This is a genomic window from Bartonella sp. B12(2025) (assembly GCF_053795135.1).
Genome location: NZ_CP200031.1, coordinates 866410 through 888625 on the forward strand (window position 1 = coordinate 866410; position 22216 = coordinate 888625).

General features: G+C 39.7%; 26 protein-coding genes and 1 pseudogene. 1 reads left to right on the forward strand and 26 read right to left on the reverse strand.

Going from position 1 to position 22216, the window contains the following annotated elements:
* Positions 1-452 precede the first annotated feature (452 nt).
* Entirely contained in the window at positions 453-1436 is a 984-nt protein-coding gene (locus V3564_RS03820; protein ID WP_455480288.1) for an RluA family pseudouridine synthase, read from the reverse strand.
* A gap of 218 nt (positions 1437-1654) precedes the next feature.
* Here V3564_RS03820 and V3564_RS03825 point away from each other — a divergent pair.
* Positions 1655-3395: pseudogene (locus tag V3564_RS03825) on the forward strand (glucan export ABC transporter ATP-binding protein).
* A gap of 106 nt (positions 3396-3501) precedes the next feature.
* Here V3564_RS03825 and alaS read toward each other — a convergent pair.
* The 25 genes from alaS to rplV all read right to left on the reverse strand — a co-directional run bounded on the left by alaS (position 3502) and on the right by rplV (position 22215).
* Entirely contained in the window at positions 3502-6165 is a 2664-nt protein-coding gene (gene alaS / locus V3564_RS03830; RefSeq protein ID WP_455480289.1) for an alanine--tRNA ligase, read from the reverse strand.
* A gap of 207 nt (positions 6166-6372) precedes the next feature.
* Complete coding sequence (gene recA / locus V3564_RS03835) at positions 6373-7416, reverse strand: recombinase RecA (protein ID WP_455480290.1); 1044 nt, start codon at positions 7414-7416, stop codon at positions 6373-6375.
* Between the two features lie 600 nt (positions 7417-8016).
* On the reverse strand, positions 8017-9330 hold the full coding sequence (locus V3564_RS03840) for a replication-associated recombination protein A (RefSeq protein WP_455480291.1): 1314 nt from the start codon (positions 9328-9330) through the stop codon (positions 8017-8019).
* Positions 9331-9338: 8 nt separating this feature from the next.
* Complete coding sequence (locus tag V3564_RS03845) at positions 9339-10733, reverse strand: DegQ family serine endoprotease (RefSeq protein WP_455480292.1); 1395 nt, start codon at positions 10731-10733, stop codon at positions 9339-9341.
* Positions 10734-11003: 270 nt separating this feature from the next.
* Positions 11004-11432, reverse strand: a complete 429-nt coding sequence (gene rplQ, locus V3564_RS03850; protein ID WP_455480293.1) for a 50S ribosomal protein L17 — start codon at positions 11430-11432, stop codon at positions 11004-11006.
* A gap of 25 nt (positions 11433-11457) precedes the next feature.
* On the reverse strand, positions 11458-12471 hold the full coding sequence (locus tag V3564_RS03855; protein ID WP_455480294.1) for a DNA-directed RNA polymerase subunit alpha: 1014 nt from the start codon (positions 12469-12471) through the stop codon (positions 11458-11460).
* 95 nt (positions 12472-12566) lie between these two features.
* Positions 12567-12956 (reverse strand): 30S ribosomal protein S11, encoded by a 390-nt coding sequence (rpsK, locus tag V3564_RS03860; protein ID WP_455480295.1) that lies wholly within the window; start codon positions 12954-12956, stop codon positions 12567-12569.
* 131 nt (positions 12957-13087) lie between these two features.
* Entirely contained in the window at positions 13088-13456 is a 369-nt protein-coding gene (gene rpsM, locus V3564_RS03865) for a 30S ribosomal protein S13 (RefSeq protein ID WP_336294634.1), read from the reverse strand.
* Between the two features lie 180 nt (positions 13457-13636).
* A complete protein-coding gene (locus V3564_RS03870; RefSeq protein WP_455480296.1) occupies positions 13637-14215 on the reverse strand; it encodes an adenylate kinase in 579 nt (192 codons plus the stop codon).
* Positions 14212-15561, reverse strand: coding sequence for a preprotein translocase subunit SecY (gene secY / locus V3564_RS03875; RefSeq protein ID WP_455481453.1), 1350 nt, complete (start codon positions 15559-15561; stop codon positions 14212-14214). The genes V3564_RS03870 and secY overlap by 4 nt, the downstream gene beginning before the upstream one ends.
* A gap of 167 nt (positions 15562-15728) precedes the next feature.
* Positions 15729-16196, reverse strand: coding sequence for a 50S ribosomal protein L15 (rplO, locus tag V3564_RS03880; RefSeq protein ID WP_455480297.1), 468 nt, complete (start codon positions 16194-16196; stop codon positions 15729-15731).
* Positions 16197-16216: 20 nt separating this feature from the next.
* Positions 16217-16423, reverse strand: a complete 207-nt coding sequence (rpmD, locus tag V3564_RS03885; RefSeq protein ID WP_455480298.1) for a 50S ribosomal protein L30 — start codon at positions 16421-16423, stop codon at positions 16217-16219.
* Positions 16424-16454: 31 nt separating this feature from the next.
* Positions 16455-17003, reverse strand: coding sequence for a 30S ribosomal protein S5 (rpsE, locus tag V3564_RS03890; protein ID WP_455480299.1), 549 nt, complete (start codon positions 17001-17003; stop codon positions 16455-16457).
* Between the two features lie 114 nt (positions 17004-17117).
* Positions 17118-17480 (reverse strand): 50S ribosomal protein L18, encoded by a 363-nt coding sequence (gene rplR / locus V3564_RS03895; RefSeq protein ID WP_455480300.1) that lies wholly within the window; start codon positions 17478-17480, stop codon positions 17118-17120.
* A 12-nt stretch (positions 17481-17492) separates the two neighbouring features.
* Positions 17493-18026: a 50S ribosomal protein L6 gene (gene rplF, locus V3564_RS03900; protein ID WP_455480301.1), complete on the reverse strand. Its 534-nt coding sequence runs from the start codon at positions 18024-18026 to the stop codon at positions 17493-17495.
* 38 nt (positions 18027-18064) lie between these two features.
* The gene (gene rpsH, locus V3564_RS03905) at positions 18065-18463 is read right to left on the reverse strand and encodes a 30S ribosomal protein S8 (protein WP_455480302.1); all 399 of its coding nucleotides are present in this window, start codon (positions 18461-18463) and stop codon (positions 18065-18067) included.
* A 14-nt stretch (positions 18464-18477) separates the two neighbouring features.
* Entirely contained in the window at positions 18478-18783 is a 306-nt protein-coding gene (gene rpsN, locus V3564_RS03910; protein WP_455480303.1) for a 30S ribosomal protein S14, read from the reverse strand.
* Positions 18784-18807: 24 nt separating this feature from the next.
* The gene (rplE, locus tag V3564_RS03915) at positions 18808-19365 is read right to left on the reverse strand and encodes a 50S ribosomal protein L5 (protein ID WP_455480304.1); all 558 of its coding nucleotides are present in this window, start codon (positions 19363-19365) and stop codon (positions 18808-18810) included.
* Positions 19358-19672: a 50S ribosomal protein L24 gene (rplX, locus tag V3564_RS03920; RefSeq protein WP_455480305.1), complete on the reverse strand. Its 315-nt coding sequence runs from the start codon at positions 19670-19672 to the stop codon at positions 19358-19360. The genes rplE and rplX overlap by 8 nt, the downstream gene beginning before the upstream one ends.
* A gap of 13 nt (positions 19673-19685) precedes the next feature.
* Positions 19686-20054 (reverse strand): 50S ribosomal protein L14, encoded by a 369-nt coding sequence (gene rplN / locus V3564_RS03925; RefSeq protein ID WP_455480306.1) that lies wholly within the window; start codon positions 20052-20054, stop codon positions 19686-19688.
* Positions 20055-20201: 147 nt separating this feature from the next.
* Positions 20202-20441 carry a 30S ribosomal protein S17 gene (gene rpsQ / locus V3564_RS03930; protein ID WP_455480307.1) on the reverse strand — a complete coding sequence of 80 codons (240 nt, stop codon included), beginning with the start codon at positions 20439-20441 and terminating at the stop codon, positions 20202-20204.
* 11 nt (positions 20442-20452) lie between these two features.
* The gene (gene rpmC / locus V3564_RS03935) at positions 20453-20653 is read right to left on the reverse strand and encodes a 50S ribosomal protein L29 (RefSeq protein WP_455480308.1); all 201 of its coding nucleotides are present in this window, start codon (positions 20651-20653) and stop codon (positions 20453-20455) included.
* Between the two features lie 12 nt (positions 20654-20665).
* Positions 20666-21079, reverse strand: coding sequence for a 50S ribosomal protein L16 (gene rplP, locus V3564_RS03940; RefSeq protein ID WP_455480309.1), 414 nt, complete (start codon positions 21077-21079; stop codon positions 20666-20668).
* 36 nt (positions 21080-21115) lie between these two features.
* A complete protein-coding gene (gene rpsC, locus V3564_RS03945; RefSeq protein ID WP_455480310.1) occupies positions 21116-21826 on the reverse strand; it encodes a 30S ribosomal protein S3 in 711 nt (236 codons plus the stop codon).
* Positions 21826-22215, reverse strand: coding sequence for a 50S ribosomal protein L22 (gene rplV / locus V3564_RS03950; protein WP_455480311.1), 390 nt, complete (start codon positions 22213-22215; stop codon positions 21826-21828). The genes rpsC and rplV overlap by 1 nt, the downstream gene beginning before the upstream one ends.
* Position 22216: the final 1 nt, after the last annotated feature.

A 22216-nucleotide genomic window follows, 5' to 3' on the forward strand; every position in this document is an offset into this window, starting at 1 on the left:
GCTTTATTGAGGAAAACTTCTAGAATTCGCGTGAACAATTGGCAATCTTTTTGGTCATTTTGTTGAAGCTATTTCTTTTATTTTAAAAAAGGAACGCAATGACGAGAGATTCCCCTTGTATTATAAAAAGCAGCGTAACCTTAATAACGGATATGAATTTCCGTATAAAAAAGGAAATGATATCAGATTTTGAACGAGTTTACCAAAAACTATGGAGAAATAAACTTTGTTATCATTCTATTTTTCTAGAAGCTGCAAGGGTATACCATTTAACATTACCCGTCAATATATCCGACAAGAAAAAATACCTAATGCGTGAAATTTTAAATGTGCCTTATATCACCACCCTCAAAGACGATATTTTACAACAAGTTATGCGCGTATACATCTCTCACCAGATCTTATATAAAATTTGCACAGGTCAAAAAGAACAAACTACAAAATTTTTTCTATTATTCTTTCTCACCATCATTTTCATTAAAAGCCAAAAGATTAAAACTTTGTACCATATGAGGTGGTAAAGGTGCAACAATATCCAATAGACCTCCTGAAGGATGAGGTATACGAATACGACGTGCATGAAGGTGAAGTCGGTTTTGAATTCCTCCCGGCAATATCCAATTACTATCAGCAAAAAAATATTTCGAATCTCCGATGATAGGATGATCCATATGAGCGGCGTGCACACGTAGCTGATGTGTTCTACCCGTATAAGGTTCCATTTCAAGCCACGAAAGAGCACGTCCTCGGGTATCTAAAATGCGATAGTAGGAAACTGCATGGTTAGAATCTGGCTCCCCATGTTCACAAACATGCATTTTATCACCTTCTGCAGTAGTTTTCTTAACAATCCATGTTGAAATTTTGTCCTGTTTTTTTTTAGGCACCCCACGAACCAATGCCCAATAAGTCTTTTTCGTTTCCCGTGTTCTAAAAGCAGCCGTTAAACTCTGCGCAGCACCCCTTGATCGCGCAACAATGAGCACACCTGATGTTTCACGATCAAGACGATGAACCAAACGCGGTTTTTCACCTTTTTTATTACGCCATACCTCAAGCATACTGTCCATATGGCGCGTTAAGCCAGAGCCACCTTGTACAGCTAAACCCGCAGGTTTATTAAAAACAAAAACTTTTGGATCTTCATAGAGCAGCATTTTTTTCAAAACGGTTGCATCATCTTGTCCCCGAAGTATTTTATTTGTTACAGGAAGGCTTTCATTATTATCAACAGGTAAAGGCGGCACACGAACAGATTGCCCTATAAAAAGACGTGAAGCGGCTTTAACACGCCTACCGTCAACCCGTATCTGGCCAGAACGCAGTAGTTTTTGTAAATATCCAAATCCAAGTCCTGAATAATGCACTTTAAACCAGCGATCTAAGCGCATTCCATTTTCGTCTGCCTCAACCTCTTTTATTTCTACGCCTGCCATGAAAATCCCCTTACCAGATAATTTTATTGATCCATTTTTGCATCCTATCTTTATAAATACAAAAACTCACATCCTATAAAGTTGGCTTTATCACGCCATATTACATCAGTATCCAAAATTGCATTTTCCTACTGTTCAAATTTTATTAGCTAAAAACCTAGAAATTATAAAAACTGATAACCTTTACGCTTGTAATAATCGCTAGTGGAAATAATCACCTGTATCCTTCCGTGCACGTATCTTCACTTACTAAAAATAACAAAGAAAAAATATCTGTTTTAATCTGTATTGCTAAATATTATATTAGCTATTATCACCATCGCAGCACCTATTTTATTCGAATGAGTCATTGACTTCATTGAAGAAAAATCAGCTATTATCTTGAATCTCACGGTTTTGGTATATTTTGTATTTCACATACTATTGCTTATGTCCTTGTTGCTCGCGATGCTGACCGCTTGGCACATAGATATCGGTTAGCTTTTTTAACTAAATTTTTTGGATGTATCATTGCTATGCCTTTAATTTGGCATCAACAGTAGAGAACTTCTAAAGCTCTTCATTATACTCTTGCGCCGTAGACTCCATGTCAATCATATAGCTTTATTTTATGTATCAACATCTCTTAACTCTTGTCGCCCTATTCATTTTTATCCTTAACCTTTAACATGAATTGGCGTTTTTCAATAGCATTAGTTGTGCTCGCCATCATCTGCATTGACTGCACATTTGGTGATGTGAAAAACAAAAAACGGACAAGCTGCTGTAGAACGCTATCATCATAACCTTCTTAAACATAGCACTGATTCAATCTCTAACGTTTTCATCGTACAAAGATATAATCGAATAAAAGAAGAAACTTCAGCACTTTATCAGCATATAAACAATCTTCTTACAGCGCAAAACCCTGTTATTGGTAAGCTCTTGCGAGTAATTTAAACGAAATTCATAAACTATTTCAATAGGTTATATCATTTTTTAGGGCTTTTTGTAGAAAAAGACCAATTACATGTAAGTGAAGTAATTGCTTTCGTCAGATTTGCACAATTAATAATTAGCCGTTTGGATTAAATGAACAGTTTTATTAACTTAAGCGTATACTCACAAGCAAGACTACAGGAATTCTTTGTAATGAAAGACTCAACCTTTCATATTAGTGAACCTGAAAATCTACTTCCATCCAACATATTCAGACACAATACAATTCCACCACATTACCTATAAACTCCCAAATTCTTCTCAAGATTTTTTTAACATTTCATTTGAGGTTAAAACAGAGCAGACTGTTATGATTATAGAACTAACAAGTGCTAGCAAACAACATTAATCAATTTGTTTTGTTGCAGCGTGTGTACAGTCCTACATTTAGATACATATCTCCATTCACAGAATAAATACACGCTCTGTTAATCGCAAACCCTTAGGAAAATATAGCAATAGTGTTTCAAGACGTTAGCCTTTTCAACCAAAGTATTTCACGATAACATCTTGATAGAAAGAGCGACCACAACGAATAAGAAACTTTATGAAGCAACAAAGATAGTAGCTACCCACGATTTTATTCTAAAAAAAATATTTATTATAACAAACACAATGGTTGGCGAGCAAGGCTCTCAATTGTCATGTGAGAAAAGGCAACGGCTAACAATCGCGCGCATTGTTTTTTAAAATGTACCCATTCTCATTCTAAAAGAAGCAACAGGTATTCTTGATGTTGAGGGTTAAAGATGCTCTCGAAAACATAAATCACAACCGCACCATTTTTATTATAGCACCTCGTTTTTTAACAATATGCAATGCTAATGTTGTGCTATTTTTAGAATATGGTCACTTAACTGAAAAAGGAAACTTTCAAGAATTGATCGATAAAGACAGCCGCTTCTATAAACTATTAAAAGCTGAAGGTTTGACAATCAATTACCAACAATAGAAAGAGAAGATGAAAACGTAATCCCTTAGCATGAAGCCATGGCATCCATAAAATCAACTCTTCATCTTTAAAGAAAAACCGTATCTAAATGATAGCCCCCTCTCTTTAAGAGATCTAAAATCTACATAATAAACATTATCTTTCAAGAGAGGCTTTCAACGCCGTAAGTGCATCATCAGCTTTATCCCCTTCAGGACCGCCAGCCTGTGCCATATCAGGGCGACCACCACCACCTTGACCACCAAGAGCAACTGAAAGAATACGCACTAAATCAACAGCATTCCACTGATCAACTAAATCATCAGTAACACCAACCACAGCAGTCCCCTTGTTATCCTCTGAAATACCAATGAAAGCAATTATTCCAGATCCAATCTTCTTCTTTCCAGAATCCACTAACGTCTTAAGATCCCGTGGTGAAATATTTCTAACCACACGCCCCATAAAAGAGATACCATTGATGATGCTGATATCTTCTTGAGCACTCTTTATAGCTCCATCACTTAAAATAATTTTCTTGCGTACATCATTCAATTCTTTTTCAAGTTTACGACGATCATCAAGAAAAATCCGAACACGTTCTTCTACGTCAGCAGAAGAAGTTTTTAAAAGATCAGCAATTTCACAAATCCTCTCATTTTGACGACTGAGATAAAGGCGTGCAGCTGTACCTGTTAAAGCTTCAATACGGCGAACTCCAGCTGCTACAGAACTTTCAGAAACAATATGAATCAGACCTATATCTCCTGTTCTCTGCACATGAGTCCCCCCACAAAGCTCTATTGACCAATGCTTTTTCAATCCTCCCTCTTCAAACTTGTCCCCCATAGAAATAACACGAACTTCATCACCATATTTTTCACCAAATAATGCCATCGCTCCTTCAGAAATTGCATCATCCACCGCCATGTACCGTGTTGTTACTTCACTATTTTGCAAAACAATATCATTTGCTAAATCTTCTATTTTTTTCAACTCTTCTGAAGTAACTGATTTTGGATGAGAAAAGTCAAAACGCAACCGATCCGATGATACAAGAGAGCCCTTCTGAGTAACATGGGGTCCCAATATTTGACGTAAAGCTTCGTGTAATAAATGGGTAGCAGAATGGTTCATACGAATTTTCTTACGGCGAACAATATCAACGGTTAATTCTACACAATCAGATACCTTTGCCTGACCAGACTTCACTTCTCCAATATGGATAAAAATACCATCACCCTTTTTCTGAGTATCATGCACATCAAAAATAAAACTTTCACCAGAAATGATACCGCTATCACCAATCTGCCCGCCAGATTCGCCATAAAAAGGTGTTTGATTAACAACAAGAATAGCTTTCTGCCCTGAAGAAATATGATTAACAATTTTACCATCGCATACAAGAGCCGCAATAACGCCTTCAGCTTTTTCTGTTTCATAACCTAAAAATTCTGTCGCCCCCACTTTGTCAAAAACAGAAAACCAAATCGTCTCTGTTATAATCTCACCGGATCCAGACCAATTTGCCCGCGCCTCCTCTTTCTGACGTTCCATCACTTTATCAAACGCATTAACATCAACAGATATTCCACGATGTCGAAGAACATCTTGCGTTAAATCAAGCGGAAAACCATACGTATCATAAAGTTTGAAAGCGATTTCACCATTAAAATGATCCCCTTCTTTAAGATTGGTACTCGCTTTGTTCAACAAACCAAGCCCCCGTTCAAGAGTTTTACGAAAACGCATTTCTTCTAACTTTAAAATTTCTGAAATCAAAGATTCAGCGCGCACCAATTCAGGATAGACTTGTCCCATTTCGCGGATTAAAGAAGGCAAAAGACGCCACATCAATGGTTCTTTAACACCAAGAAGATGAGCGTGACGCATAGCACGACGCATAATACGACGTAAAACATATCCCCGACCTTCATTGGAAGGAAGAACACCATCAGCAATCAAAAACGCGGATGAGCGAAGATGATCAGCAATCACACGGTGGCTCGCAACAAAATCACCAGTTGCCTTAACCTCCGTTATCTCTTCTGACGCACTAATTAATGCGCGAAAAAGATCAATATCATAATTATCATGAACCCCCTGCAAAACAGCAGCGATACGCTCTAATCCCATACCCGTATCAATAGAAGGATGAGGCAACTCAACACGCTCTTCCTTGCTCACTTGCTCATATTGCATAAAGACAAGATTCCAAATTTCAACAAAGCGATCACCATCTTCATCAGTACTTCCTGGTGGTCCGCCCTGGATTTTATCACCATGATCATAAAAAATTTCCGAACAAGGACCACAGGGACCTATATCCCCCATCGCCCAAAAATTATCAGCCGTCGCAATACGGACAATTTTTTCGTCTGGAAGACCTGAAATTTTACGCCACAATCCAGCAGCAACATCATCACTGTGATAAACTGTCACCAACAATTTATCTTTTGGAAAACAAAATTCCCTCGTTAAAAGATTCCATGATAAAAAAATAGCTTCTTCTTTAAAATAATCACCGAAAGAAAAATTACCCAGCATTTCAAAAAATGTATGATGGCGCGCCGTATAGCCAACATTATCAAGATCATTATGCTTTCCACCCGCACGGACACATTTTTGTGCAGTTGTTGCCTGTTTATAAGGACGCTGCTCAAGTCCAGTAAAAACATTTTTAAACTGCACCATTCCTGCATTTGTAAACATGAGTGTCGGATCATTACGCGGAACAAGTGGGCTAGAAGAAAGAACTTTATGCCCATTAAGGTGAAAATAATCCAAAAAAGTTGACCGTATACTATTAACACTATTCATATTGACACCTGCAGAGTACAGCACAAAACCATAAAAGCCCCCCCTTCATTAAATATTCTCTTTGCCACGCGCAAAGTCAATTTAATCAAAGAGTGAAACTTTTTTCAAAAAAATTGAAATATAAACGATCTTATATTTAAAAACTCTAATAAATAAAAAAACAGAAAGTCTTTTAACTGAAGAAATAGTACTCAAACAAACTTTTCATCAAATTGTTTCATCACTTTCTGTATTTCCTGACCCTACATTTTCTAACAATTCAATCGCAATTAAACCCGCATTTTGGCGCAAAGCTGTCTCGATCTCTGCCGCTACTTCTGCATGCTCGCGTAAAAACTGCTTCGCATTTTCACGTCCCTGCCCTAAACGTTGAGAATTGTAAGAAAACCATGCACCAGATTTCTCCACAATGCCAACTTTGACTCCCAAGTCAATCAACTCGCCTAATTTGGAAATACCTTCACCATAAATAATGTCAAACTCAACTTGCTTGAATGGAGGAGCCAATTTATTCTTCACCACTTTAACACGTGTCTGATTTCCAACGATCATATCACGATCTTTAATGGATCCAATGCGACGAATATCTAAACGAACAGAAGCATAAAACTTCAAGGCATTTCCACCTGTTGTCGTTTCAGGAGAACCAAACATCACACCAATTTTCATGCGAATTTGATTAATAAAGATCACCATACAGTTAGAGCGAAAAATTGATGCTGTTAATTTTCGCAAAGCTTTACTCATTAACCGTGCTTGCAACCCAGGTAAAGCATCACCCATTTCACCATCAATTTCTGCGCGCGGTGTCAAAGCTGCAACTGAATCAACAACGAGCACATCAACCGCCCCAGAACGAACGAGTGTCTCAGTAATTTCCAATGCCTGTTCACCAGTATCTGGTTGAGAAATGAACAAGTTTTCTAAGTCAACACCAAGTTTACGTGCATAAATAGGATCAAGAGCGTGCTCTGCATCTATAAAAGCGCAAACCCCACCAACTTTCTGTGCTTCAGCAATAGCATGAAGAGCCAATGTCGTTTTTCCAGAACTTTCTGGTCCATAAATCTCAATAATACGCCCCTTTGGCAATCCACCTATACCCAAAGCAATATCCAAAGATAACGAACCAGTAGGAATTGTTTCAATTTCAACAACCTGCTCTTTTTGCCCAAGACGCATAATTGAGCCTTTACCGAAAGAACGTTCAATTTGTGATAGAGCAGCATCAAGAGCTTTTGTTTTATCCACGATTATATCCTTGACCGATTCATAATAACCCAAATTTCAGTGTACACTGTTCTTCTAATCTAACTAAACCCCTGAGTTTAGATTTTCACAGACTATTTTTATTCCTATCCCCTTATTGTGTCCACAACAGCACATGAAATTAGAAACCGCTTCTTTATCTTACGATACAATATACTTCAATAAAATACCTCAATGTAAAGATAAAGAAGCTCGATACATTTATAGCTTTCCTCCAGAAAAGAAACAATTCAAATTTCAACACAATGTTTTGTACCCACCCCTCCCAATTTCTTTTGTACGCACACTTAAGTCTTCACCCAGCTATTGATACCCAGAAGATTCATTACAAGTAAAATCCATACCTCTGCACTCAACTTAAATTATAAAATACAGAGCAGATCCACAAATTACAGATGCAAAACACTCATTAAAACCTGTATGAACATCCCAGCTGTCAAAAAGAAAAACTTTTTACTTTATAAGAATAATAAGTGTTTCAGTTATGATCTAAATTATCAATGATAACTGCCATCATACAACACAAACAAAATCAGTCCAAAAATAATAACAAATCTTCTCTCAAATAAAATGACATTTTTATTAATTGCCTCGCCTTTGTCGCAATTTCTTCCACCACTCAAGACGTTTTGCAATCTCACGTTCAAAACCACGTTCTTGTGGTTGATAATAGATCTGACGTCCAAGCTTTTCAGGAAAATATTCCTGTCCTGAAAAAGCATCGGGTTCATCATGGTCATAACGATAACCATGTCCATACCCTTCTTCCTTCATAAATTCTGTAGGAGCATTAAGGATATGCTTAGGGGGAGACAAAGAACCGTTTTTACGTGCACAATGCATAGCTGCTTTATACGCAAGATATGTTGCATTTGATTTTGGTGCAGTCGCAACATAAAGGCATGCTTGCGCTAAAGCCAACTCTCCTTCTGGCGATCCTAAATAATCATAAGCATCCTTCGCAGCATTACAAATGACAAGAGCTTGTGGATCTGCCAAACCAACATCTTCAACAGCCATACGCACTAATCTTCGACCAATGTATAAAGGATCTTCACCTGCATCAAGCATACGTGCCAAATAGTAAAGGGCAGCATCAGGATCAGATCCACGAACAGATTTATGTAATGCTGAAATAAGATTATAATGACCATCTCTCCCCTTATCATAAATTGGAGCACGACGCTGAGTGATTTTCTGCAAAGCGACAGCATCGAATATCTCCCCCGGTTGTGCAGCAGACCAAATTTCCTCTGCTAATGTTAACACTGCCCGTGCGTCACCATCAGACATTCTTATCAAAAGGTCTCTGGCATAATCATCCAAGGGAAGAGGCTTCCCTTCCACTTCTTCAGCCCGTTTCAAAAGTATATCTAAACTTTCATTATCATGTGGAAAAAATGTCAAAACACGTGCACGAGAAAGAAGGGCAGCGTTAAGTGCAAATGAAGGATTCTCAGTTGTTGCACCTATAAGAATCACAGTGCCATCTTCCATAACGGGAAGAAAGCTGTCCTGCTGAGCACGATTAAACCGATGAATTTCATCTACAAACAAAAGCGTTTGAGATCCAGACATAGACCGAATCTGCGCACCTTCAAAAATCTTCTTAAGCTCAGAAACTCCAGTAAAAATAGCAGAGACTTGTTCAAAAGCGAAATTTGTTTCAAGTGCTAACAAACGTGCAATCGTTGTTTTGCCTGTCCCTGGAGGTCCCCAGAAAATCATCGAACCAAACGAATCAGCTGTCACCATACGTGAAAGAAGACCCTTTTCTCCAACCAGATGATTTTGTCCCGTTACATCATTGAGAGAACGAGGACGCATTCTTTCCGCAAGCGGTTGATTTTTATTAACTTGAATATCAAACGAAGAAGTAAAAAAATCTTTATTCAAAAAAAACCTCAGCGAATAAATTGGCGAATATACACACCGTCACGTTCATATTCCAATTGCCAAATACGTGGACGATCTCGCATAAGAACCTTTTTTAACTGACTGACTGTTTGAATTTTATGACCATTAACAACACGCAAAATATCTCCGGGACGAAAAATTCCAGCAGCGTTGCTCATTTCATCAAGACTGGTAATCACAACACCTCTTGCAGATACAGGAAGATGGAAACGTCGACTGTTTTGCGGTGTTAAATCTAATACTTCAGCACCAGAAAAAGGACTTTCATCAATAATCTTTTCAGATTTTAAAAGTGCAGATTCCGGTATTGATACAACAGTTATTTCTGTCTTGAAAATTTTACCACTTCGTAAATATTCTAAAACAAGGCTATGCCCAATATCAGCTGTCATCAAACGATATCCAAGAACATCTGGACTATCAACGCGCATCCCTTGTACACTCAAAATAACATCACCTACTTTCAAGCCTGCTTTTGCAGCAGGACTGTCTTTGATAATTTCAATGACAAGAGCACCATAAGGGCGTTCTAAACCTAAACCACTTGCAATATCGGGCGTAACATTTTGAAAAGACGCACCAATATAAGGTGGTACAAAATACTTCCTACCGCGTTTAACAGTATCAAGCATCACTTTTACAAGATTTGCTGGAATGGCAAAACCAATCCCTACAGAACCACCTGAGCGAGAATAAATGGCCGTATTAATCCCGATTAACTGTCCTTTCATATCAATCAAAGCTCCACCAGAATTTCCTGGATTAATGGCAGCATCTGTTTGAATAAAAAAATCAAAATCAGAAATACCAACACGTGTACGCGCTTGCGCTGAAACAATACCACTTGTAACCGTTTGTCCAACACCAAAAGGATTACCAATTGCTAAAACAAGATCACCAACTTCAACTGCATCAGAATCTCCTAAAGGAAGAATAGGAAACTGCGCTCCCTTTGTATCAATTTCAAGAACGGCAATATCCGTTTCTTCATCTCTTAACATAACCTTACTTTCAAACTCTCGTCCATCAGAAAGAGCAACTTTAATTTCGTCTGCATCCTTAATGACATGATAATTAGTAACGATCAAACCACGTGCATCAACAATTACCCCTGACCCCAACGAAGATTGTCTACGCAAGGGGCGATTATTTTGATAACGACCAAAAAATTGCTCAAAAAATGGATCGCCTTCAAAAGGCGAACGCGTTCTAATTTGCCGCGCTGCATAAATATTTACGACAGACGGAATAGTTTTTTTTACTAAAGGAGCAAATGAAAGGGTAATTTCTTTTTGTGTTTTCGGAGTTTGAGCATACGCGCAATGAAAGGATATCTGTGCCATAACAGCAAAAAAAAGCCACACCCAAAAAAAATGCTTCATCACTCACTCCTCAGAAAACCAATCTACTCTTTATATTAATAGGATAAGAAACCCTTTTATCCTCATAAGCTAAGAATTTTCATTAATATTTATAATGAAGAAGAAAAACAACCATTTGAATAATAAATATTATAAAAATCAAATAACTCAATATCTTATAACCTTCTATCAGTGTTTATCTTTTGAACAAAACCAACTCCGAAATGCTCCAAAAAAAACCGCCTTAGAAAGGCGGTTCTCTAAAACCTAATAGAAAAAAACGCTTTATCTTCATGAAGAAGCTTCTTTTTCATTTGCAAAACCTTCTCTGCGTACACGATCTACAGCACCCTTCGCATCAACATCACGATCAACAAACTCTATAACAGCCATGGGGGCATTATCACCGGTACGAAATCCCGCTTTTATAATACGCAAATACCCACCACTGCGCGATGCATAACGCGGTGCAAGCGTATCAAATAATTTTGCAACTTTTCCCACATCACGAATAGCCGCAATTGCTTGTCGACGCGCATGCAAACCTCCACGCTTACCGAGCGTAACTAATTTTTCAACAATAGGACGAATTTCTTTAGCCTTTGGAAGCGTTGTCACAATCTGCTCATGCTCGATCAGCGAAACCGCCATATTAGCAAACATTGCTTTACGGTGACTGGCAGTCCGGTTCAACTTGCGGCCTGACTTACTATGACGCATGAGCCTTCTCCTTAAATTCTAAATTCTAATACTGATCTTCATAACGTTTGGCAAGATCATCAATGTTTTCAGGCGGCCACGCAGAAATCTCCATACCAAGATGCAACCCCATACATGCCAAAACTTCTTTAATCTCATTTAACGACTTCCGTCCAAAGTTTGGTGTCCGAAGCATTTCAGATTCTGTTTTTTGGATAAGATCACCAATATAGACAATATTATCATTCTTCAGACAATTAGCCGAACGAACTGAAAGTTCTAGCTCATCCACCTTTTTGAGAAGCGCAGGATTAAAAGAAAGCTCCGAATCAGACTCTTCAACAACTTCTTTCTGCGGCTCCTCAAAATTAACAAATAACGATAATTGATCCTGAAGAATACGCGCTGCAAAAGCAACAGCATCTTCTCCATTAACAGCACCATTCGTTTCAATCGTAAGCGTTAATTTATCATAATCCAGAACTTGACCTTCACGCGTATTTTCTACTTTATAAGATACTTTACGAATTGGTGAATAAAGACTGTCAACTGGAATCTGACCTATTCGCGCATCATCAACACAATTACGATCAGATGGAACATAACCTTTCCCTGTACTGACAATAAACTCCATACGAATCTCAGCACCTTCATCAAGAGTACAGATAACGTGCTCTGGATTCAAAATTTCCATATCTCCAACAGTATTGATATCTCCAGCTTTCACAACACCAGGACCCTCTTTACAAATAACGACACGCTTAGGGCCTTCTTCTTCCATACGAAGCGCAATTTCTTTGATATTAAGAATAATATCTGTAACATCCTCACGAACACCTGGAATTGATGAAAACTCATGCAGTACACCATCAATCTGCACAGCGGTAATTGCAGCACCACGAAGCGATGACAGTAATACGCGACGAAGCGCATTCCCTAACGTCAAGCCAAAACCACGCTCAAGAGGCTCCGCAATCACGCTCAAAACATTCGGATTATCATGCGTACAAAACTCAACCTTATTGGGTTTAATCAGTTCCTGCCAGTTTTTCTGGATCATATTTTCATTCCCGTTCTCTAGTTCCGCTACCATCCAATCGTAACGGCTAATGTGAACATCAGAGAAGCCTCTGACAACAAAAAACAATACCCAACTTAAACACGCCGCCTTTTCCGCGGACGACATCCATTATGAGGAATCGGTGTTACATCACGAATAGAAGTAATAACAAAACCAACAGACTGCAATGCACGCAGAGCAGATTCACGACCCGCCCCGGGACCACAAACCTCAACTTCTAATGAACGCATACCGTGCTCCTGCGCTTTCTTAGCGCAATCTTCTGCTGCAACCTGAGCAGCAAAAGGCGTAGATTTACGCGAACCCTTAAACCCCTGAGCACCAGCAGACGACCACGCAATTGTATTTCCCTGAGCATCAGCAATAGTAATCATTGTATTGTTAAATGTTGAATTGATATGCACAACACCTGATGAAATATTTTTGCGTTCGCGACGACGAACACGTGTGGCTTCTTTGGCCATGTTCTTCCTTTCAATGATCTCTACACTACCGTAACACCAGCAGCTCCACCCTCTTTCTTTTTGTTAAAAAAACTTTAACAAAAAAAACAGAACAATTAAAAAACAAAATCCTTTTTTTTAAAAAAATACTGTTATTTTTTCTTACCAGCAATTGCCCTAGCTGGACCCTTACGTGTGCGTGCATTTGTATGTGTACGCTGCCCACGAACAGGTAAAGAACGGCGATGACGCAACCCACGATAACAACCAAGATCCATTAAACGTTTAACATTCATAGCCACCTCGCGTCGAAGATCACCTTCAACTTGATAACCCTGATCTATCGCTTCACGGATCTGTAATACATCTGCGTCCGAAAGCTCATGCACACGACGCTCCGCAGGAATGCCAACCTTTTTAGTAATTTCTTGAGCAAATTTTTGTCCAATCCCGTGGATATACTGAAGCGCAATAACGACACGCTTATTTGTCGGGATATTGACGCCAGCAATACGAGCCACGCCTACTCTCCTTGGTTATGTTAATAATTAACCATAAAATACTTGATGTACCCTACAGAAAAAATGATCCGGTATAAAAACATTCCGAATCCCATTATTTTACCGAAATAAATTAAAGATGTTTTTGATAGATCTCACCAAAAAAGTCAACACTTTTCATTTATTTCTAAAAAAAATTCCTTATTGAAGAAACTCTCTAATCATGCGTGAGACTTCAGTAATATTAATCATTCCATCAACTACCTTCAATAATCCCCTCTCTGAATAAAATTCCGATAGGGGGGCTGTTTTCTCACGATATTCCACTAATCGCTTTGCAAAAGAAATAGGATTATCATCTGAACGAGCCTGCACACCAGAAGCTATTGTTTCCTCAACACGTCTTTTTATTCGCTCAATCAACGCGCCTTCATCAACGCTCAGCTCAATAACAGCGTCAAGCCGCATATTTTTTGACTGCAGAATCTGTTGCAATGCTTCTGCCTGTCCCACAGTCCGCGGATATCCATCCAAAACAAAACCATTTACACAATCACTCTCATCAATCCGATTCGACACAATTTGATTAACAATACTATCAGGAACCAAAGCCCCAGAGCTCATAATAGCTTTAGCTTTTTTCCCAACTTCCGTTTCTCTGGAAATAACTTCACGCAACATATCACCTGTCGATAACTGAGGGATACTATACTCCTCAGTCAACATTTTAGCTTGTGTACCTTTTCCAGCTCCAGGAGGCCCTAAAATAATAACTCTCATCGATTCCTCTTACCTCCACGAAGTTTTGACTTTTTAATCAATCCTTCATATTGGTGCGCAATAAGATGACCTTGAATTTGAGCAACTGTATCAAGTGTAACACTAACAACAATCAACAAGGACGTCCCCCCAAGATAAAAAGGAACCTGTAGTGCAGAAATCATAAATTCAGGTAACAAACAAACCAAAACAATATAAATCGCCCCAACAACAGTAATGCGTGTCAAAACATAATCAATATATTCAGCTGTACGCTCACCCGGACGAATCCCTGGAATAAAACCAGAATGCTTTTTCAACTGCTCTGCTGTATCGCTTGGATTAAACACAATAGCTGTATAAAAAAAACAAAAAAATGCTATCAAAATGGCATAGACAATCATATAGAGTGGTTGTCCATGATCAAGAGAATAAGAAATAGCCTGAATCCATTGCGGCATTTTGTCAGAAAAATTATTAACAGTTGCAGGCAACAACAACAAAGATGAAGCAAAAATCGGAGGAATAACACCGGCAGTATTCAGCTTTAAAGGAAGATGTGACATATCTCCCTGAAACATTTGATTACCAACCTGACGTTTCGGATATTGAATAAGAATTCGCCGTTGCGCACGCTCGACAAAAACAATAACTCCTATAACAAAAATTGCAATAAAAACGATTCCTATTAATAAAAAAGTTGATAAATCAGCCTGACTATGAGCAGTCAAAAGTTGAGCAAAAGTGGAAGGAAGATTAGCCACAATACCTGTGAAAATAATAAGAGAAACCCCATTACCAACACCGCGTGACGTAATTTGCTCACCAAGCCACATTAAAAACATCGTTCCACCAACAAGTGTGATAACAGAAGAAATACGGAACATAATACCCGGTTCCACAACAATTTGAAGCCCTGTCCCTATACCAGTTTCAAGCGCAATCGCGATGCCAAACGCTTGCAGAATTGCCAATACTACTGTTACGTAGCGGGTATACTGATTAATAATCTTACGCCCCCCTAATTCACCTTCTTTTTTGAGAGTTTCTAACGAAGGAATAATTGAGGTAAGCAACTGCACAATAATTGACGCCGATATATATGGCATAATGCCAAGTGCAAAAATTGCCATGCGTCCAACAGCGCCTCCAGCAAACATATTAAACAGTCCCAAAACACCAGATGCATGATGTTCAAATGTCTGCCGTAAAGAATCGATATCAATACCAGGAAGAGAAACATAAGTGCCAAAGCGATACACAAGAAGCGCAGCTAGGGTAAACCAAATACGTTTTTTCAATTCGGTTGCACGTGAAAAAGTACCAAAGTTTATATTGGAAGCAAATTGCTCTGCCGCTGATGCCATAAAATGTCTCCAATCCACACTTCAGCTCTTTAAATCACAGAAGTATAACTTTTAAAACCCATATCGTCATACATATATAAATGCACAACTTAAACAATTCTCCATAAAAGACATTCCAAAACGAAGCATACAATCCTCCTTAGAACATCATTCATATCAAAACAAGCTCACCGAATAACCTCAGGAAACATAACCTGACCGCCGGCTTTTTCAATTTTAATACGAGCGGCCTTAGAAGCACCAGAAACATGAAATATAATCTTTTCTTTCAAATCTCCATCAGAAAGAAGACGTACCCCACTCTTCACACGACGAATAATACCGGCCTCTTTCAGTGCAATAATATCAACAGGCTTCTCAATATTCAACTTGCCCGCATCAACCGCAAACTGAACACGTCCCAAAGAAACTTCATTATAGGTCTTTGCGAAAAAATTTCTAAATCCACGTTTTGGCAAACGACGATAGATAGGCATTTGCCCACCTTCAAAACCATTAAGCGAAACACCAGAACGTGATTTTTGCCCTTTTACACCACGACCAGCAGTTTTACCAGTACCAGAACCAATACCACGCCCAACACGTTTACGATTTCTTGTTGCGCCTTCGCGATCACGCAGTTCATTGAGTTTCATATTTTATACTCCCGCAACATTTAATTTTCATCTACAACACGAACAAGATGCTGAACTTTAGTAATCATACCTCGTACACAAAGCGTATCTTCTAAAACACGCCGCCGCCGCATTTTATTTAATCCGAGACCCTTCAAGATCGAACGCTGAATTTGTGAATTCCGAATCGGACTTCCAATTTGTTCTATCGTCACAGTTTTCTTACTCTGAGATTTTTTCTGAACCATTTCCTAATTCCTTTTCTGATAATCTCAGAAACTACCCTTCCGCATCAACTAAATGCCTACGACGCGCCTGCAAAGTTGAATATTTAATACCACGTTGAGCCGCAATATCTCTAGGATGCATCTGACGTTTTAACGCATCAAATGTCGCACGCACCATGTTATAAGGATTGGATGACCCTAGTGATTTTGCAACAACATCCTGCACACCAAGAGTTTCAAAAATAGCACGCATCGGTCCACCAGCGATAATACCGGTACCAGCAGAAGCTGAACGTAACAAAACACGACCAGCTCCATGACGACCTTCAAGATCATGATGCAATGTACGCCCAGACCGAAGCGGGACATAAACCATTCCACGCTTTGCAGATTCTGTAGCCTTACGAACTGCCTCTGGTACTTCACGCGCTTTACCATGACCAAAGCCCACACGCCCTTTCTGATCTCCAACAACAACAAGAGCAGCAAAACCAAAACGCCTACCACCCTTTACAACTTTAGCAACACGATTGATATGAACAAGCCTATCGACAAATTCACTATCACGCTCATCACGCTCACTACGTTCTTTTTGTGCCATTCCTCATTCCTTTTTCTTTTCCGGAAGCACGGTAAAAAAGTCCCATCATAAAACCAGAGAAACTTACACGAAATACCCAAAAATTCTCTCACTTAAATTTTTGAACAAAGTATCTCAGAAGTTCAAGCCACCTTCACGAGCAGCTTCAGCCAAAGCCTTTACTCTACCATGGTAAACATATGCTCCACGATCAAAAACCACCTTATTAACACCAGCTTCCTTTGCACGTTCAGCAATTAATTTACCAACAGCAAAAGCCGCTTCTTTATCAGAACCACTTTTTAGCGATTTTTTTAAATCACCTTCAAGAGTAGATGCTGAAACAAGTGTGCATCCATGCAAATCATCGATAATCTGTGCATAAATGTTCTGATTTGAACGATAAACACTAAGGCGCGGACGATCACTAGTAGCCATTCTGATCCTACGGCGAACACGCCGTGCACGACGCCGGATAATGTCCTTAGATGAAACCATAATGCAAAATCCTTATTTCTTTTTACCTTCTTTACGAAAGATACGCTCATCTGCATGCTTAACGCCTTTGCCTTTGTATGGCTCAGGTTTACGATATTCGCGAATTTCTGCTGCGACTTGCCCAACTTGCTGCTTATCAATTCCAGAAACAACAACTTCCGTAGGCTTAGGAACCGTTACAGTAACACCTGATGGCACTTTATAAATCACATCGTGCGAAAAACCTAATGACAACTGGACATCCCTACCCTGCAAAGCAGCACGATAACCAACTCCATTGATTTCTAGCTTCTTCTCAAAACCATCCTTCACACCACAAAAAATATTTTCAATCATTGAGCGTGACATGCCCCATTTAGAGCGTGCACCTTTTGATTGATCCCGCGGAGAAACCGATATAACATTCTCCTCAAACTCGACCAAGACTTCGTCATTAACAACGTAACTTAGTTCACCTTTTGGGCCTTTTGCCTTAACCAGCTGACCTTCAACAGTCGCAATAACCCCCGAAGGAACTAAAATGGGCTTTTTTCCAATACGAGACATTGTTCTAACCTATTTTTCTTCTGTTTTCTTACAATCACTCAGAAAACACGACAAAGAAGCTCTCCACCAACATTCTGTTCACGTGCCTCATGATCCGCCATCACTCCTTTAGGAGTCGATAAAATCGAAATACCAAGGCCATTCGCCACTTGAGGAAGTGATTTAGAAGAAACATATACACGACGACCAGGCTTTGAAACACGTGAAATCTCACGAATAGCGGCTAATCCTTCAACATATTTCAACTCGATTTCAATCTCAGATTTTCCATCACCCAAATTGACTTGATTATATCCGCGAATATAACCTTCATACTGAAGAACATCAAGAACACGCGCACGAAGCTTCGAAGCAGGCGTAACCACTTTGTTTTTTTTACGACCAAGTGCATTACGAATACGCGTTAACATATCACCAAGAGGATCTGACATAGACATTAAGCAATCTCCTCTCACCAACTAGACTTAACAATGCCTGGAATATGGCCAACAGAACCAAATTCACGCAATGCAATCCGCGACATTTTTAATTTACGATAATAAGCTCGCGGACGCCCAGAAACCTCACAACGATTACGGACACGAACTTTTGCAGAATTACGCGGTAATCCTGCCAATTGAACAGAAGCTTTAAAACGCTCTTCAAGAGAAATCTTTTGATCCATAACTATTGCTTTCAAGCGTGCCCGACGCGCAGCATAACGCTTTACCATCATCTCACGACGCTTATTTTTTTCAACGGCACTTACTTTGGCCATAATCTTACCTCGCTACATTTGCCGTTACGAGCGAAAAGGAAAATTAAAAGCACGTAACAATTCACGTGCTTCATCATCCGTTTTTGCTGTCGTACAAACGATAATATCCATACCCCAAATTTGATCAACTTTATCATAGTTGATTTCTGGAAACACAATATGCTCTTTAATACCCATAGCAAAATTACCACGACCATCAAAGCTTTTCGGATTCAGACCACGAAAATCACGAACTCGTGGAAGCGCAATTGTAATAAGACGATCCAAAAACTCAAACATACGATCTTTGCGCAATGTAACTTTAGCCCCAAGAGGTATTCCTTCACGAACTTTGAAGGTCGCGATGGAATTACGCGCACGAGTAACAACAGCCTTCTGACCTGTTATTAACCCCAAATCCTCAGCAGCAACAGACGGCTTCTTGGAATCAGCAGTTGCTTCACCAATTCCCATGTTAACCACAATTTTATCAACACGCGGAATTTGCATCACATTTTTATAATTAAACTTCTCTTGAAGCGCCTTACGAACCACTTCAAAGTAATACGTCTTCATACGCGGCATTTGTTTTTCTTCAGCCATTAATCAACTCTCCCGAACGCTTGGCAAAACGAACCTTATTGCCATCTGCATTCATACGAAAACCTACACGCGTAGGCTTACCATCTTTAGGATCAGCAATCGCCAAATTAGACAAATGAATCGGAGCCTCCTTAGAAATAATTCCAGCCTCTTGCTTTTGCGTTTGACGTTGATGACGTTTAATCATATTAACCCCACGAACAAAAGCATTATTCTCCTTCGGATTCACCTTAATTACTTCACCACTACATCCTTTATCCTTACCGGACAAAACAACGACTTTATCACCTTTTCGAATCTTCTGCATAACGAAGCACTCCTTACAATACTTCAGGAGCAAGCGAAATGATCTTCATATGATTCCTAGCACGAAGTTCGCGAGGAACTGGTCCAAAGATACGTGTACCGATCGGCTCTTTCTTATTATCCACCAAAACAGCAGCATTACTATCAAAACGGATAATACTACCGTCTGCGCGACGAATATCCTTAGCAGCACGAACCACTACAGCTTTCATCACATCACCTTTTTTAACACGTCCACGAGGAATAGCATCCTTAACCGAAACAACAATAATGTCGCCGACCGAAGCATATCTTCGCTTTGAACCGCCCAACACCTTGATGCACATGACACGACGAGCACCAGAATTATCAGCAACGTCGAGGTTTGTTTGCATCTGAATCATGACTGGCCACCTTCTCTCAATATTTACATCCGAATATATCTCTAACATACCCGGACTTGCCTGCCAAATAACAATAAAACTATTGCCCTAAAGTCTACCAATGAAAATAAAAACACTGTTAAATTTTAAAACAACAAACCTAATTAACTACACTACACCGTCTTGAACAACAGCCCAACGCTTATCCTTCGAAACTGGTCTAGATTCCTGGATAGAAACTCGATCACCAATCTTGAATTGATTGTTCTCGTCATGCGCCTTATATTTCTTAGACTGTCGAACGGTCTTTTTGAGAAGTGGATGAGAATAACGGCGCTCCACTTTAACAACTACAGTCTTATCGCTCTTGTCACTAACGACAACACCCTGCAAAATGCGTTTAGGCATCTCTTATTTCCTTAAACCTTACTTTCGTTTATCTTCTGACGAAGAAAAGTTTTAACACGCGCAATATCACGACGAACTTGCCTAATACGTGCAGTCTTTTCCAATTGACCCGTCGCTTTTTGAAAGCGCAAATTAAACTGCTCTTTCTTCAACTTGCCCAATTCATCCTTCATTTGATCGAGCGTTTGCACCCGTAATTCTATGGCTCTCATCGCTTAACCCCTTTATTCAGCAATACGCTGGATGAAACGCGTTTTAATAGGCAACTTTGCAGCACCCAACCTCAGTGCTTCACGCGCCACATCTTCAGGGACTCCATCAAGTTCAAACATGACACGCCCAGGCGCAACACGAGTCGCCCAATAGTCTACACTTCCCTTCCCCTTCCCCATACGGACTTCAGTCGGCTTAGATGTAACCGGAAGATCCGGAAAAATACGAATCCACACACGACCAGAACGCTTCATGTAACGTGTAATCGCACGACGCGCTGCCTCAATTTGACGGGCAGTAATACGTTCCGGCTCAACAGCCTTCAAACCGTAAGCACCGAAATTCAAACCCGTACCACCCTTCGAAACACCGCGAATACGGCCCTTGAACTGTTTACGGAACTTTGTGCGCTTTGGCTGCAACATTGCTCTCTACTCCAAATTTTAGTTCAATCACAAAAACTAAACATTTTCACGGCGACGACTTGAAGAAGAACCAGAATGATCAACTTCTGTAGCACGACGCTCTGAAGCCATTGGATCATGCTCAAGAATCTCGCCCTTAAAGACCCAAACCTTGACGCCACAAATACCATAAGCAGTCTTAGCTTCTGCTGTACCGTAATCAACATCAGAACGCAAGGTGTGAAGTGGAACACGACCTTCACGATACCACTCCATACGAGCAATTTCGGCACCACCAAGACGACCAGAACAGTTAATACGAATTCCTTCTGCTCCAAGACGCATAGCTGATTGAACTGCACGCTTCATAGCACGCCGAAAAGCAACACGACGTTCTAACTGCTGAGCAATTGATTGTGCGATAATCGCAGCATCAATTTCCGGTTTACGAATTTCTACAATATTCAATGAAGTCTCAGCACTTGTCATTTCCGAAAGCTTACGACGAAGCTTTTCAATATCAGCACCTTTTTTACCAATAATCAAGCCAGGACGTGCTGAATGAATTGTTACACGACACTTTTTATGAGGACGCTCAATAACGACCTTAGAGATAGCTGCCTGCTTCAGTTCTTCAAGAACATATAAACGAATTTTAAAATCTTCATGAAGAAGACGCCCATACTCACCACTATCAGCATACCAACGGGAATCCCAAGTCCGATTAACTCCAAGACGAAGCCCTATTGGATTGATCTTCTGACCCATTATGCAGCCTCCACTTTTTCGGTAACTTCACGAACAACAACAGTAAGATGCGAAAACGGACGCTCGATCCGACTGGTACGTCCACGACCACGAACATGAAAACGCTTCATCACTATAGACTTACCAACATAGGCTTCTGCAACAATAAGCGAATCAATATCAAGATCGTGGTTATTCTCCGCATTTGCAATCGCTGATTCAAGAGTTTTTTTCACAGTCCCAGCAATACGTTTACGCGAAAATGTCAAATCAGCTAATGCAACATCAACTCTTTTACCACGAATCATCGCAGCAACTAAATTAAGTTTTTGCGGACTAACACGAATCGTCCTGGCGACAGCTCTCGCCTCATTATCCTTAAGCTGGCGCGGAATCTTAGCTTTTCCCATC